Below are 12,657 nucleotides of genomic sequence, written 5' to 3' on the forward strand. Positions count from 1 at the left end.
TAAAAACTTGAGCAACTCCAGCAGTAAAATACTTTTAAACTTGCACCTATCCAGTTCTAAATAGGTAACACCAACTCACTCCACAGGTGCAAGCCAATCCTTGGGTCTATGGGTCGCTCAAAATGGAGCAAAGACAACCAGGCCTTGGGGAATTGTTTTCATCGTCAGGGGTGTTGTCCCAAGAATTTCCCCATCAACAACAACTTTTTGGGGCGGATCAGTTTTAATCTCTAGGGTTTTGCCCCGCAGGCCAATGATGTCATCTCGGTTTGGGGCAACTTTGCGAATGGCACTGCCAAACAATTCCAAGAGAGAGTTAAATGCCTGGAGGCGATCGGCTGGCGCGACAATCGTAATGTCCATCAACCCATCATCCATAATCACATCTCCGGTTCCATAGGCCAGCACTGAGGTTATTGGAGCTGCATTGGCCACCGTAATCGCGGCCGCCGTAATCTCCGTTGTCTGTCCATCTACCACTAGCTCGGCCGTAAACGGGAACTGAGATTGAAATTGCTGCACCCCCGCCCAGATATAGGCCAAACTGCCAAAGCGATCCTTTACTTCCCGATTGGCCCGCTCCACCGTTTCCGCCTCAAAGCCAATTCCTGTTAGTAAAATCATGGTTTGTTTACAGACAGAATCATCCCCCCCCCTCACTTCACAGGCCGCAATATCAACTTGGCGAGTATGGCCTGCAATGATCACCTCACAGGCCGCAGGAATGATTCCCGGTAAACCCAAAGCCGAGCCAAAGGCATTAGCTGTCCCTGTGGGAATTACCCCCAAAGGAATATTCGTCCCAACCAGCGCGTGGGCAACGGCGGAAATAGTCCCATCGCCCCCTGCGGCTAAAATTGTATCCATTTCTGACTCCAGTGCTTGCTTGACCAGACTTTCAGCACTACTCGTCGGCGTTGTGGTTAAAACAGTGAGATGAAAATAGGGTTTCAGCAGACTCCGGATCTGTAAGAGAGTTTGGCGCGCATCCCCTTGGCCAGCCACCGGATTAAAAATCAAGCAAGCATGGGGGTAACGGGCCGCCTTGGTTAGGATAGCCCAGGCCGTGGCGGCATTGAGGGACAGGGGAATATCCTCACGGGCGCAATAGCGAATGATTAAGTCCATTTCCCCGGACTGTCCAGGCCAATAATCTCCCCACCAAAACACAGCGGTTATTTCTTGAGCGAGAATCTTAGCTGTAATCATAATCTCTGCCCCTTGTCCCACCTCTGGCAGAAACTCAATTCCAGGGCAAGCATGGAGGTGATCCGGCAGCAAAACCTCCAAATCTCGGGGAATCAAAAGGCGAAATCGTCTCAGAAAAACGGCATGGGCCTGGAGAAATTCTGCCAGTTCATGACGGCCACTGAGATCACAACCAAAAGCAAGGGTTGGCTGTGACATATCACCAGCGGGGTGGATTTAATTCATCAGGGTAAAGATCGTCATCTTCATCAGCAAAATCCTCTTCTTCCTCTTCCAGAACAGGCTGCATCAGAAAGACCCGCTCGGCTTCTTGATAGGTGAGCCATTTACCTGGTTCCCATAAAAAGGTCGGGGGATTTAAAAATCGTCCAAAGTACCAGGGGGGAGAAGTTGGTTGCGTAATTTCAGCCTGAACTCGGATCGGGGCAATGGGCCCATAGGGGTCGTCTCGTTCAATTTCAAGCCAGACTTTTTGGCCAATTAGGTCTTGGGGAGAGAACATGGTGTCGCTTTCACCTCTGGAATCACACAGGAGGAATAAACCCTCTCATACATTTAATTTACGTCTTGCCTCTTACCTCAATGAAGGAAGATTTCTATTTGTTAACGTCAAGCTTAACTTAAATTCATAACAAATGGGCATGACCCTGTTATCAGGCCTGCTACTGAACGATAGAAGGAATGCTCAATGTGGGGGGAACAAGGGAATGGTGGGGTTTAGGGGAGGTATGAAGCCGAATTAAGCGGGCTAAAGTAGATTTCAGTTGAGTACGGGGAATAATGGCATCCACAAACCCGGCCTGGAGGAGGTATTCCGCCGTTTGAAAGTCATCGGGGAGCTTTTCTCGTAAGGTTTGCTCAATCACCCGTCGCCCAGCAAAGCCAATAGTGGCCTTGGGTTCAGCCAGAATAATATCGCCGAGCATGGCAAAGCTAGCCGTGACTCCCCCGGTTGTCGGATGGGTTAAGACGGGGATGTAGAGTAACCGGGATTCTCGATGCCGCTCCAAGGCTGCGGAGGTTTTAGCCATTTGGACTAAACTCAACATTCCCTCTTGCATCCTGGCTCCACCGGAGGCACAGATAATAATCACGGGGCGATTATCTCCGGTTGCCCGTTCAATCAGGCGGGTAATTTTCTCGCCGACCACGGATCCCATACTGCCACCCATGAAGCGGAAATCCATCACCCCTAAGGCAACAAGTTCACCTTCAATTTTCCCTAACCCCGTTTGCACCGCATCTTTTAGCCCCGTCTTGGCCTGGTATTCCTTGAGGCGATCTTGATAGGGTTTACGGTCTTTGAACTGGAGCGGATCACAACTGACTAGCTGTTCATCCAGGGTTGTCCAAGTGCCAGGATCAATGAGTTGACGAATGCGCTCATCGCTAGTGACACGGTTATGGTGGTGACATTCAGGGCAAACCATTTGATTGGCCCGTAAGTCCTTGGTGTAGGTCATCACCCCACAGGCCGGGCACTTACTCCAAAGACCATCGGCGATTTCCCGTTCTTGTTGGGTGGCGGGTAAGGGGGCATCTTTCTTGCGGTTGGCAAACCAATCAAAAAGTGACATATCTGAAGGGGAGTTCTCCGTAAAAGCAAATAGAGTTTTTTTCTTAATCTTGACCTGACCAGGCATCAACATCAGTTGAAGGATTCCTATTGATGGACATCACCGGCCTCTTAATTCGTCAACTAAACATTAAGCAAAAAAATAGTTTTTAAGTTTTACTTATCATCTCACTTTGTTGCGAGATTGCAATATTGTATCCCCAAAAGCGAGTCAACCTAAGAAAACCCTTAAGAAACATAACCAGGCCCGGACGCTCCTAATCCCCTGATTTATGATGAAATAACGACTCTGTTGGCCAGATTTAGACCTCACGCTCCCCTGACGATCATGACCCATTCTGCCTTCCGCCCCCTGCGACTGCGCTTTCCCCTCTGGCGTTATCTCAACCAACCCCTTGGGCTACCAGGCACATTTCTCAACCCCCATCGCTTTTGGCAATTTTATCAATATTCCCATTTGGAGCGATGTTGGCGGCAGGATTGTCCTTCCTTTGGGGATACCTCGGAACACCATTGAGATTCCTGGTCTTAACTGCGTCCTAGGGCGGCCATTGATGCATATTTGGGACAGCGTGAATCCTTCAGGACGATTCTCAATCCCCAGATCAAGCCAGACTCCCCGGATCAAGGAAGTCGGTAGGATGGGGAATGGATCCATCAGCAACCCTAAATCTTGTATGATTAGGAATTATTGAACGCTATTCCGACCGGGATTGAGGAATTTTTATAATCCTTGTTCCGCAGAATAACGACAACTCGCAATCCTGAGGATGCCCCTCCGACTGCCCACACTATCGCAATTGCTACTCTTCTATGGCTCCATCTCCTGCAACTGACCTTAAGCCCTACAAACCCTCTAAAGTTGAAACCCTCAAGGAACGGAGCAATCACCTCCGCGAGCCTGTGGCCAGGGAACTACTTCAGGATACGACCCACTTTAGTGAAGACGGGATCCAAATCCTCAAATTTCATGGCTCCTATCAACAGGACAATCGCGACAACCGGGTGAAGGGCCAGGAAAAAGACTATTCCTTTATGCTGCGAACCCGGAGCCCAGCCGGCTATATCCCTCCCCAGCTCTATCTAACCCTGGATCGACTAGCGGATGAATATGGCAATAGCACGATTCGGGCCACCACCCGCCAGGGCTTTCAACTCCACGGGATTCTGAAACGCAACTTAAAAGCCACCATTGCTGCCATTGTCAAAAATATGGGGTCAACCCTGGGGGCCTGTGGTGATGTGAATCGGAATGTGATGGCCCCGCCCGCCCCTTTTACGAATCGTCCCGAGTACCAACTGGCTTACGACTATGCCCATCGAATTGCTGATTTACTCACCCCACAAACAGGAGCCTATTACGAAATTTGGTTGGATGGGGAAAAGGTCATCTCCGCCGAAGAAGCCCCAGAAGTGAAAGCAGCCCGGCAGAGAAATGGCAACGGCACTTTAATTCATGACGATGAAGAGCCGATCTATGGCACTCAATATATGCCCCGGAAGTTTAAGGTGGCGATGACCGTGCCAGGGGATAACTCCATTGATCTGTTTTCCCAAGACTTGACGCTGGTGGTGATCGCCGATGATCGGGGCAAGCTCAAGGGCTTTAATATTTATGCCGGTGGGGGCCTGGGGCGCACCCATAACAAGGAAGAAACCTTCGCTCGGGCTGCTGATCCCATTGGCTATGTGGATGGAGCCGATGTGTATGATCTGGTCAAAGCAATTGTCGCCACCCAACGGGATTATGGGGATCGCCAAACCCGCCGACACGCCAGACTGAAGTACTTAATTCACGATTGGGGAGTGGCTAAGTTCAAGGCCAAGGTGGAGGAGTATTTTGGGAAACCCCTGCAACCCTTCCGTGAACTACCACCGTTTCAGTATGAGGACTTTTTAGGCTGGCAGGAACAGGGAGATGGACGGTATTTCTATGGGCTGTCCATTGCCAATGGCCGGATTTGGGATCGTCAGGAGTTTCGCTTAAAAACGGCGTTGCAGAAAATCATTGCCCACTATAACTTGCCGATGCGGGTGACTCCCCACCAAAATGTGATTCTCTGTGACATTGAGCCGCAAGATCGGGGAGCGATCCAGGCCCTGCTTGATGATCATGGGATTCCTCGCTTAGAAGCCATTGATCCCCTCCAACGCTATGCCATGGCCTGCCCTGCCTTACCCACCTGTGGTTTGGCAATTACAGAATCGGAGCGGGCTATTCCCAGTGTTTTGGCCCGAATTCGGACAGTCATGGATCGGGTGGGGCTTAAACAGGAGCATTTTGTGATTCGGATGACGGGTTGTCCCAATGGTTGCGCCCGGCCCTATTTAGCGGAATTGGGATTTGTGGGCATTACCCCAGAAACCTACCAACTCTGGTTAGCGGGCTGCCCGAATCAAACCCGATTAGCTGAAACTTTTATTGAAAAGTTACCAATTGCTGAACTGGAAGCCACCTTAGAACCCTTATTGGTGTTTTATCAGAAGTCACGCTTAACCCAGCCTGGCCTGGAGAGTTTTGGCGATTTCTGCCATCGAGTCGGATTTGCAGCGTTACGGGAGTTTATCAGTACCTATCAACCTCTATCCCAGGCCAAGGGGCGGCGGTATCGGGTGGATGTGCGAGACGACCAATATCAACACCTTAAGGATTTAGCCCATCAGGAAAATAAATCTATTGCAGCCATTACCCGGGAGGCGATTGCGGCCTATTTGCGTCATCACGCCTAGATGCAGGTGGTGGGAGTGCCAACTTACATCTATCTACATGGCTTTGCCTCAGGCCCGAAGTCTGCCAAGGCGGTGTTTTTCCAAAGAAAGTTTGAGACTCTGGGGATACCGCTCCTGGTTCCGGACTTAAACGAGCCAGATTTTAGCCAGTTAAGTTTGACTCGCAATATTGCCGCAGTTGACAGGCTCTTTCCTCCTTTGCCCCAACCAGTGGTGTTAATCGGCTCCAGTTTTGGTGGTCTCACCGCGGCCTGGGTAGCCCAAGAACGGTTGCAGGTCAAGCAGTTAATTTTATTAGCCCCGGCGTTTGAATTTGCCCAGGCCTGGTTGCCCCGTTTAGGGGATCAATTCTTCCAATGGCAAACCCAAGGCTATCTGGAGGTGGAGCATTACGCCTATGGTCAATCCCGGCCCCTGAACTATGGCTTTGTTGAGGATCTCCAGGCCTATGATGAAGGACAACTAACCCGCCCAGTCCCAACCCTCATTTTTCATGGAGAGGCGGATGAGGTGATTCCAGTTTCAGCAAGTCAACGCTATGGACAAAGTCGTGCCTGGGTTGAGTTACAGGTACTTAGGGAAGATCACGGCCTGACGGAGAACTGTGAGGATATTTGGCAGACGTTGCAGATTAAAAATATTCTAGGCCGGCCATAAGCCGAGATGGGGATGAGTTACCTCAAGAATTAGTGCACGAATCTTACGAATCTCTCCCTAGGCTTTGATCGGACGCACGGCCTGGCGCGAAAATCCATGTTCTTTGAGTTCCTGCTGGAGCTTAATGGCATTTTCAACCCGATCTACAAACATCACCCCAGTTAAGTGATCAATTTCATGGAGAATGGCCCGTGCCAAGAGTTCTGTGGCATAAAGCAATTGGGGCCGACCCAGTTCATCTTTGTAAGCGACTTCGATCATGACGGGGCGTTTAACATCTAAATAAACTCCCGGAATACTCAAGCAGCCTTCCTCCGCAACTTCTACCTCTTGGCTGACCTCTTTAATGACCGGATTAATCAAAATTAAGGGTGGGTTGGCCGCCTCGTCGGGGTTGATATCCACAACAATTAACTGCTTATTGATCCCCACTTGCGGAGCAGCCAGGCCAATACCGGAGGAGCTATACATGGTTTGGAGCATTTTCCGGGCCAATTGGCGTGTGTCTTCATTAACCTGAGTAATCCGCTTGGAGCCTTGCCGCAACACCTTATCCCCTAAGAAATGGAGTTCAAAGGGAGGATTTTTGAGTTTGGTCTTGGCAACTTGGAGTGGGGATGTGGTTAGGCTGGCCATGAAAAATTATGAAGACTATTTGAGAACGTTTAATATAATTCTATCCTATGGTTTCCTGCACGCTGCTGGGCCTGGGTTGGGGTTTTATTCAGCCTCTTGATGCCCTAGATAATTTTTCCCTTTGGCAGATTGGCAACCTATGGCGAGTCTTTCCTCAGTTTCTCCGCTTCTTGTCCCTGGCTCCAGGCCCCTCTCTGCGGGGGTTTTTGTTTGTTTAGAATGGCATCCCCAGGCCGGTGGTCATGTCAAATGTTGGGAACGCTATGCCCAGGCCGCGACGAATTTTCCTGAGCTAGTGGATGTGACGGTCTATTTCCTGGGTCAAACAGAAGAAGTTGTCACAATTGCCCCAAATGTCCGCTATCACCTCTTGCCCCCCCAATTCAGCACCGGCCAACTCAAGTTTCTCCAACAGGGAGCCGGGGATACGGATCTCTGGCCCAGTCACACCCGCCTAAGGGAATTTTTGCCCCAACATGATGTTTTTCAAACCACAGACACCTTTAGCTTTGCCCAGGCCGCCCGCCGCTATTGCCAAAAAACAAATCGCCCCCTACTGACCTGTTTGAATACGGATTTACCCCTGTTTACCCAAGTCTATTCCCGCGACATTATTGGTCGTTTCTTGGGGACGGAGGGGTTACGGGGCTATCTGGGCAGGTTGTTGTTGGAGCAGTGGCAGTTGGATCAACGCTTGGGAGAAGATGCCCGTAAAAAGTTAAAACGCTTTTGTCAGGCCTGTGACCGGATTTTAGTCTCTCGCCAAGCAGATTATGATTGGTTGACTAGTTTCTTACCCCCAGCGCGGGTGAGTTGGTTTCGTTTGGGGTTAGATCGGGAGTTATTTCATCCCAGTCGGCGCAATTCAACCCAATTTCGGCAACGGTTTCAGATTCCCCCGGATGTCCCAGTGTTGCTCTTTGTCGGCCGGGTAGATGCCAGTAAAAAGGTCATGGTGATGGCTGAGGCGGCGCGGGTACTCCTAGATCAGGGTTATGATTTGCACGTTTTTGTGGCGGGGGCGGGGGGGCAAATGGCTGAGGTGAAAGCATTACTGGGAGACAAGGTAACTTTACCAGGAGTCTTAGCCCAAGAAACCCTGGCCCAGGTCTATGCCAGCAGTGATATTTTTGTCTTTCCCTCGGAATCGGAGACGGGGCCAAATGTAGTTGTGGAAGCCCGGGCGGCCGGATTACCCGTGGTCATTTCGGGGTTTGACAATGGGGCCCGGTTTATTCAACAACCCGATGAAGATGGCCTGATTGTGGATAGTCGGGATGCCCAGGCCTGGGCCGCAGCTATTTTACCCCTCTTGATTCAGCCAGAACGCCGACAGCAGATTGGGGACAAAGCCCATCAAATTACAGCCGCCACCTATTTAACTTGGGCTGAGACCTTTGAACAAGATGTCCTCGGGGCCTGGTATCAACTAGCGGGGCGGAAAGCAACCACCTAGAGAATTTCTCCCCCAGGCCACCCGCACGGGGTACAATACAATTTCGGTGAACTTGCGGCCTATTCATGATTTCCAGTAACGATTTTCGCCCCGGTGTCAGCATTGAATTAGATGGTTCGGTTTGGCGGGTGGTTGAGTTTTTACACGTTAAACCGGGTAAGGGGTCTGCCTTTGTCCGCACCAAGCTCAAAAATGTCCAATCTGGGAATGTGGTCGAGCGGACGTTCCGGGCTGGTGAAACAGTTCCCCAGGCCAACATTGAAAAAAGCACCATGCAACACACCTATAAAGATGGGGATGACTTTGTCTTTATGGACATGGAAAGCTATGAAGAAGCCAGCCTCAGTGCCGCTCAGATTGGGGATCGAGTCAAATACCTGAAGGAGGGCATGGAGGTGAATGTGGTCCGGTGGGGAGCCCAAGTTCTAGAAGTCGAATTACCCAATTCTGTCGTCTTAGAAGTTGTCCAAACGGATCCAGGCGTAAAGGGAGACACCGCCACCGGGGGGACAAAGCCGGCCATTGTTGAAACCGGGGCCCAAGTGATGGTGCCATTATTCATCTCCATTGGCGAACGAATCAAGATTGATACCCGCAGTGATGCCTACTTAGGCCGGGAGTAAAAGAAACACCGTGGAGCTAGACCTAAACCAACTCCGGGAATTAGTCACCATTCTCAACCAAACGGACATTACCGAGTTGAGCCTGAAAAGCGGTGATTTAGAACTGACTCTTAAGAAAGGCACGATGGTTGTGGCTCAGCCAATCCTGACCAGTACATCAGCCCCTGTAACGTCTCAAACCTCTGTCCCCGCTCCCGATGTGGTATCGGCTCCTGAACCCACCCCTCCCCCCCAGGCCCCGAAAAAAGGAGCCGAGATTAATTCCCCCATGGTTGGAACCTTTTATCGGGCCCCGTCTCCGGATGATCCGCCTTTTATTGACGTGGGGGATAGCGTTAAAAAAGGACAAGTCGTCTGCATTATTGAGGCGATGAAACTCATGAACGAAATTGAAGCCGAGAGTAACGGGATTGTCACCGAAATTTTGGTGCAAAATGGCGAACCTGTGGAATTTGGCCAGGCCTTGATCCGCATTAATCCAAGTTAATTCAGTTCCTCAATACGGCTCATCTGAATAAGACTAGGTTAGCCACTCAACCCGGCCAGGAGTCTAATCTCTAAAACCGCTTTTGCTGACCTCATTGACAACTTCCCTTAAGCCGGTATCCTAGGCCATAGACTGTCTCAATTAAATGGTCATCGCCAAAGGCTGTTATTTTTTTGCACTGTAGGCGAACCTGAGCCGCAACAACATTACTGGTGGACTCCGAGGCCATGGCCCAAAGTTGGTTTTTGATTTGTTCGCTACTGCGGATTTGTTGTGGATGTTTCATAAAATATTCTAACAATTGAAACTCTTTAGCTGTTAAGGGAATGATCATGTTGATCTCGGAATTCGGATTATGAATTAAACTAGCCGTAGCATAGTCAAGGGTCAGTTCGCCCACGGTCAAGGCCTGGGGTTGAAATTGGGGTACGCGCCGTTGTAAAGCTCGCAGACGCGCTAAGAATTCCGACATTGCGAAGGGTTTGACTAAGGAATCATCCGCCCCGGCATCCAGGCCAATAACCCGGTCACTAATTTTACTTTTGCCGTCAGGATCAGGATGGGTAATGGATTGTTTTGCTGCCGTAGGCGCTGACAGAGTTCGATGCCGCTGAGTCCTGGTAATAACCAATCAAAAATCGCTAAGGTATATTCTGTCCAAGGATAATTAAGAAGATTCCAGGCCTGGTTCGCATCTTGAACCCAATCAACGATGATGGTTGCCTATTGATTCTTAATTTTGATAGAGATACCTAATCGGCCAAACTCTAAGAACCCACCCGCACATCCACCACTGTCCCACGGGCATTGTAGTTGGGGTTGTCTAGCTCTACAGGAGTCCCTACCTTGACATTACTATTCCCTAAAACCGGGCCATTGGCCGTAACTTGCCCTTTCCCGATCAGGGTTAACAAGACATTGCTACTAAAGGCCATTTCTGGGCGGGGATCCGGTAAGGCCTTGACGGAGCCATCGGGTTGAGAAACGGTAACGGTACGGGGTAAATAATCAACGGTTTTGATATCCACTTGCCCATAGGGTTGGTTACGGATAATAAAGTTGGCTTTTTCCCCAGGCCTGACAATGGCTTTTGCATCCCTAGTTCCCAGGCCAATCACCAGCACATCCACTTCAATCGGCTTACTTGCTGCAACTTGGGCAATGGAAGTTCCAGATTTACCGGGTACAATCAGCAGGCCAATCACCACTAACAGTAAGACCAGGCCAGCCCCAACATCCAAAACACTTAACTTGCCAAATAATCGCCCTTGGGAATCAATTAACGCCATCCATTTGCTCTCAACTCACCGGCATGGGGATCTGTGGAACCGATTAAACCTTGCCACATTTCCACACACCAGTCAGCCTATCACGATGTCACCTACCCAGGATGAGGAGAACCAACTGGAACATTCCCGAAAGGGCCTTAGTCTGGAAACAAAGAGATTTCTGTGATTAACCCCGTGCCTATCACGCCTCGCCAAAGTCGCTGGTTTATTCGTGTGGCCGCGCTGAGCTTAGCCCTGAGTTTCCTGCTCCATCCTCTGACTACCCAGGCCCAGAGTGTGCTGGATCGCATTTTATTTCAAGGCATTCAACTCCTCCAGGTGTCTAATATTTCGCCGCAGCAGGAAGTAGCTATTGGTAGCCAAATTAACCAACAAATGCTCCGTCAAGGGATGCGAGTTAACAGTAATCCTCAACTACAGAGTTACATTAATCAAATTGGCTCACGCTTAGTGGCAGTCACAGAGCGCAAAAATATTCCCTACACCTTTCAAGTCATCAATGACCGGGCAGTTAATGCCTATGCCACAATGGGGGGATTTGTTTATGTCACTACAGGGTTAATTGCCACAGCTGAGAACGAAGCAGAATTAGCCGGAGTAATGGGGCATGAAATTGGTCATATTGAACAGCGTCACGTGATTCGCCAAATGCAGCAAACCCTCTTGGCCCGTGGCCTGTTAACGGCTGCCGGATTAGATCGAGATCAGGGGGTGATGATGGCCACAGAATTAGCCTTTCGGCGGCCCCGCAGTCGGCAAGATGAACTAGAAGCGGATCGGGTTGGCCTCATTCTCTTAGCTCGGAGTAACTATGCCACCGTTGGGTTACCCTCATTTTTAGTTAAATTAGCTCGCAATCCAGCACCACCTGCAATTCTTAGCACCCATCCAGCCGCTCGGGATCGGGTCATCATTGCTGAACGATTAATTCAATCTGGCATTAACAACAACTGCCCAAATACCCCCCAAGACCCGGCCTGTGGACTAAACAGTTCTATCTACCAGCAAGATATTCGCAGTCGCCTAAATTAAGGTTGACAAGGTTTACTGGATTAACTTAACTCAGTCCCTTTGGGCGGCCAAGGGTCCTCATGTTGATCATGATTGGGTTCTGGCTGCTCAAGATTAGGATCAGGAGCTAATTCTCCCCCTACTTCCACTTGAATATCCTGAGGCTGAGGTTCAAGAGTAACAGATTCGGCAGGAGGCTCATGAATAGGCTCAGGCTTGACGGCTATAAATTTAATGGTTAGTTCAGGCTCAACGTTTACTGATTCAATAAGTGGTTCAGGAGTTGCCTCAGGCTCAACAGCTATAGATTCAACAGGTGGTTCAAGAGTTGGTTCAGGTTCAACGCCTACCGATTCTATTGGGGGCACATCCGCTTCAGCTAGGGTTTCTGTCACTACATCTGTGATGGTTTCTTCAAATTCTGCCAGGTCTGGCTCATTGACCTTAGCTTGGGTTGGGGAGTCAGATTTTGGGGTGGGTAGAGGAACTTTTTTGATCACCCCTTGAAACTGCCCCTTGAGCTTATCTAAATCAACTTTGCTGACCCAATCGGAAATTTGTCCGGCAATTTTGCTGGTGGGAACTCCATCGCTCTCTGACTTTTGTCCAGGCAGAACAGATTTAATTGCTTGCCAGAGTTCTTGGGCCTGGGAGTCATCAGTTTTGAGCTTAGGATCCGTAAGTTGTCGCCGGTAGTTAAAACTTTGCCAGGCAAACCAGAAAATCAGGACAACTGCGGCAGTTTCTCCAAGGAGCAATCCTCCCCGCAACCGATCCGCATAGATCCACAGGGTCAGGGCAAAAAATAAGCCAACACCACTGAGGATCAGATCATTTTTGCGATGTAACTCTGGAAAAAAGAAGGCGGTTAGGTACAGGCCAAAGCTACCAACGGCAATGGCCCAGGCCAGCAAATAGGTCAACATTCCCTCATCGTCCTCTGTGACAACGGTGTGTACCAAATAAGCTCAACCCCTACCTTA

Annotated in this window: 13 protein-coding genes and 1 pseudogene; 7 read left to right on the forward strand and 7 right to left on the reverse strand. The window is 49.9% G+C overall.

What is annotated here, in order from left to right; translation table 11 throughout:
• Positions 1-117 precede the first annotated feature (117 nt).
• The 3 genes from RIF25_RS03540 to accD all read right to left on the reverse strand — a co-directional run bounded on the left by RIF25_RS03540 (position 118) and on the right by accD (position 2,786).
• Entirely contained in the window at positions 118-1,407 is a 1,290-nt protein-coding gene (locus tag RIF25_RS03540; RefSeq protein WP_322877178.1) for a YegS/Rv2252/BmrU family lipid kinase, read from the reverse strand.
• A 1-nt stretch (position 1,408) separates the two neighbouring features.
• The gene (locus RIF25_RS03545) at positions 1,409-1,711 is read right to left on the reverse strand and encodes a hypothetical protein (RefSeq protein WP_322877179.1); all 303 of its coding nucleotides are present in this window, start codon (positions 1,709-1,711) and stop codon (positions 1,409-1,411) included.
• A 160-nt stretch (positions 1,712-1,871) separates the two neighbouring features.
• The gene (gene accD, locus RIF25_RS03550; RefSeq protein WP_322877180.1) at positions 1,872-2,786 is read right to left on the reverse strand and encodes an acetyl-CoA carboxylase, carboxyltransferase subunit beta; all 915 of its coding nucleotides are present in this window, start codon (positions 2,784-2,786) and stop codon (positions 1,872-1,874) included.
• A gap of 327 nt (positions 2,787-3,113) precedes the next feature.
• Between accD and RIF25_RS03555 the strand changes: the two genes are divergently transcribed.
• The 3 genes from RIF25_RS03555 (at position 3,114) to RIF25_RS03565 (ending at position 6,172) form a co-directional block, all read left to right on the forward strand.
• A complete protein-coding gene (locus tag RIF25_RS03555) occupies positions 3,114-3,302 on the forward strand; it encodes a hypothetical protein (RefSeq protein WP_015125974.1) in 189 nt (62 codons plus the stop codon).
• Between the two features lie 296 nt (positions 3,303-3,598).
• Positions 3,599-5,515, forward strand: a complete 1,917-nt coding sequence (gene sir, locus RIF25_RS03560; RefSeq protein WP_322877181.1) for a sulfite reductase, ferredoxin dependent — start codon at positions 3,599-3,601, stop codon at positions 5,513-5,515.
• Between the two features lie 15 nt (positions 5,516-5,530).
• On the forward strand, positions 5,531-6,172 hold the full coding sequence (locus tag RIF25_RS03565; protein WP_322877182.1) for a YqiA/YcfP family alpha/beta fold hydrolase: 642 nt from the start codon (positions 5,531-5,533) through the stop codon (positions 6,170-6,172).
• Between the two features lie 57 nt (positions 6,173-6,229).
• Here RIF25_RS03565 and def read toward each other — a convergent pair whose 3' ends face one another.
• The gene (def, locus tag RIF25_RS03570) at positions 6,230-6,808 is read right to left on the reverse strand and encodes a peptide deformylase (protein WP_322877183.1); all 579 of its coding nucleotides are present in this window, start codon (positions 6,806-6,808) and stop codon (positions 6,230-6,232) included.
• Between the two features lie 139 nt (positions 6,809-6,947).
• Here def and RIF25_RS03575 point away from each other — a divergent pair, with 139 nt between their 5' ends.
• From RIF25_RS03575 to accB, 3 genes are all read left to right on the forward strand, one after another.
• Complete coding sequence (locus RIF25_RS03575) at positions 6,948-8,264, forward strand: glycosyltransferase (protein WP_322877184.1); 1,317 nt, start codon at positions 6,948-6,950, stop codon at positions 8,262-8,264.
• A gap of 65 nt (positions 8,265-8,329) precedes the next feature.
• Complete coding sequence (gene efp / locus RIF25_RS03580) at positions 8,330-8,887, forward strand: elongation factor P (RefSeq protein ID WP_015125981.1); 558 nt, start codon at positions 8,330-8,332, stop codon at positions 8,885-8,887.
• A gap of 10 nt (positions 8,888-8,897) precedes the next feature.
• Positions 8,898-9,374, forward strand: coding sequence for an acetyl-CoA carboxylase biotin carboxyl carrier protein (gene accB / locus RIF25_RS03585; RefSeq protein ID WP_322877185.1), 477 nt, complete (start codon positions 8,898-8,900; stop codon positions 9,372-9,374).
• 91 nt (positions 9,375-9,465) lie between these two features.
• Here the strand turns inward: accB and rppA are convergent.
• Both rppA and RIF25_RS03600 read right to left on the reverse strand, forming a co-directional pair.
• A pseudogene (gene rppA / locus RIF25_RS17110) lies at positions 9,466-10,088 on the reverse strand (two-component system response regulator RppA); the annotation flags it as partial.
• Between the two features lie 53 nt (positions 10,089-10,141).
• Positions 10,142-10,663 carry a DUF4330 domain-containing protein gene (locus RIF25_RS03600; RefSeq protein WP_322877186.1) on the reverse strand — a complete coding sequence of 174 codons (522 nt, stop codon included), beginning with the start codon at positions 10,661-10,663 and terminating at the stop codon, positions 10,142-10,144.
• A 174-nt stretch (positions 10,664-10,837) separates the two neighbouring features.
• Between RIF25_RS03600 and RIF25_RS03605 the strand changes: the two genes are divergently transcribed.
• Positions 10,838-11,695 (forward strand): M48 family metallopeptidase, encoded by an 858-nt coding sequence (locus tag RIF25_RS03605; protein WP_322877187.1) that lies wholly within the window; start codon positions 10,838-10,840, stop codon positions 11,693-11,695.
• 20 nt (positions 11,696-11,715) lie between these two features.
• Here RIF25_RS03605 and RIF25_RS03610 read toward each other — a convergent pair whose 3' ends face one another.
• Complete coding sequence (locus RIF25_RS03610; protein ID WP_322877188.1) at positions 11,716-12,636, reverse strand: Ycf66 family protein; 921 nt, start codon at positions 12,634-12,636, stop codon at positions 11,716-11,718.
• Between the last annotated feature and the right edge of the window lie 21 nt (positions 12,637-12,657).

Source organism: Pseudocalidococcus azoricus BACA0444, from assembly GCF_031729055.1.
GTDB classification, from domain to species: domain Bacteria; phylum Cyanobacteriota; class Cyanobacteriia; order Thermosynechococcales; family Thermosynechococcaceae; genus Pseudocalidococcus; species Pseudocalidococcus azoricus.

Bases quoted from the DNA above. Each gene is read 5' to 3' on its own strand.
- RIF25_RS03540 (WP_322877178.1), bottom strand. From the start codon at position 1,407: ATGTCACAGCCAACCCTTGCTTTTGGTTGTGATCTCAGTGGCCGTCAT.
- RIF25_RS03545 (WP_322877179.1), bottom strand. From the start codon at position 1,711: ATGTTCTCTCCCCAAGACCTAATTGGCCAAAAAGTCTGGCTTGAAATT.
- accD (WP_322877180.1), bottom strand. From the start codon at position 2,786: ATGTCACTTTTTGATTGGTTTGCCAACCGCAAGAAAGATGCCCCCTTA.
- RIF25_RS03555 (WP_015125974.1), top strand. From the start codon at position 3,114: ATGACCCATTCTGCCTTCCGCCCCCTGCGACTGCGCTTTCCCCTCTGG.
- sir (WP_322877181.1), top strand. From the start codon at position 3,599: ATGGCTCCATCTCCTGCAACTGACCTTAAGCCCTACAAACCCTCTAAA.
- def (WP_322877183.1), bottom strand. From the start codon at position 6,808: ATGGCCAGCCTAACCACATCCCCACTCCAAGTTGCCAAGACCAAACTC.
- RIF25_RS03575 (WP_322877184.1), top strand. From the start codon at position 6,948: ATGGCGAGTCTTTCCTCAGTTTCTCCGCTTCTTGTCCCTGGCTCCAGG.
- efp (WP_015125981.1), top strand. From the start codon at position 8,330: ATGATTTCCAGTAACGATTTTCGCCCCGGTGTCAGCATTGAATTAGAT.
- RIF25_RS03600 (WP_322877186.1), bottom strand. From the start codon at position 10,663: ATGGCGTTAATTGATTCCCAAGGGCGATTATTTGGCAAGTTAAGTGTT.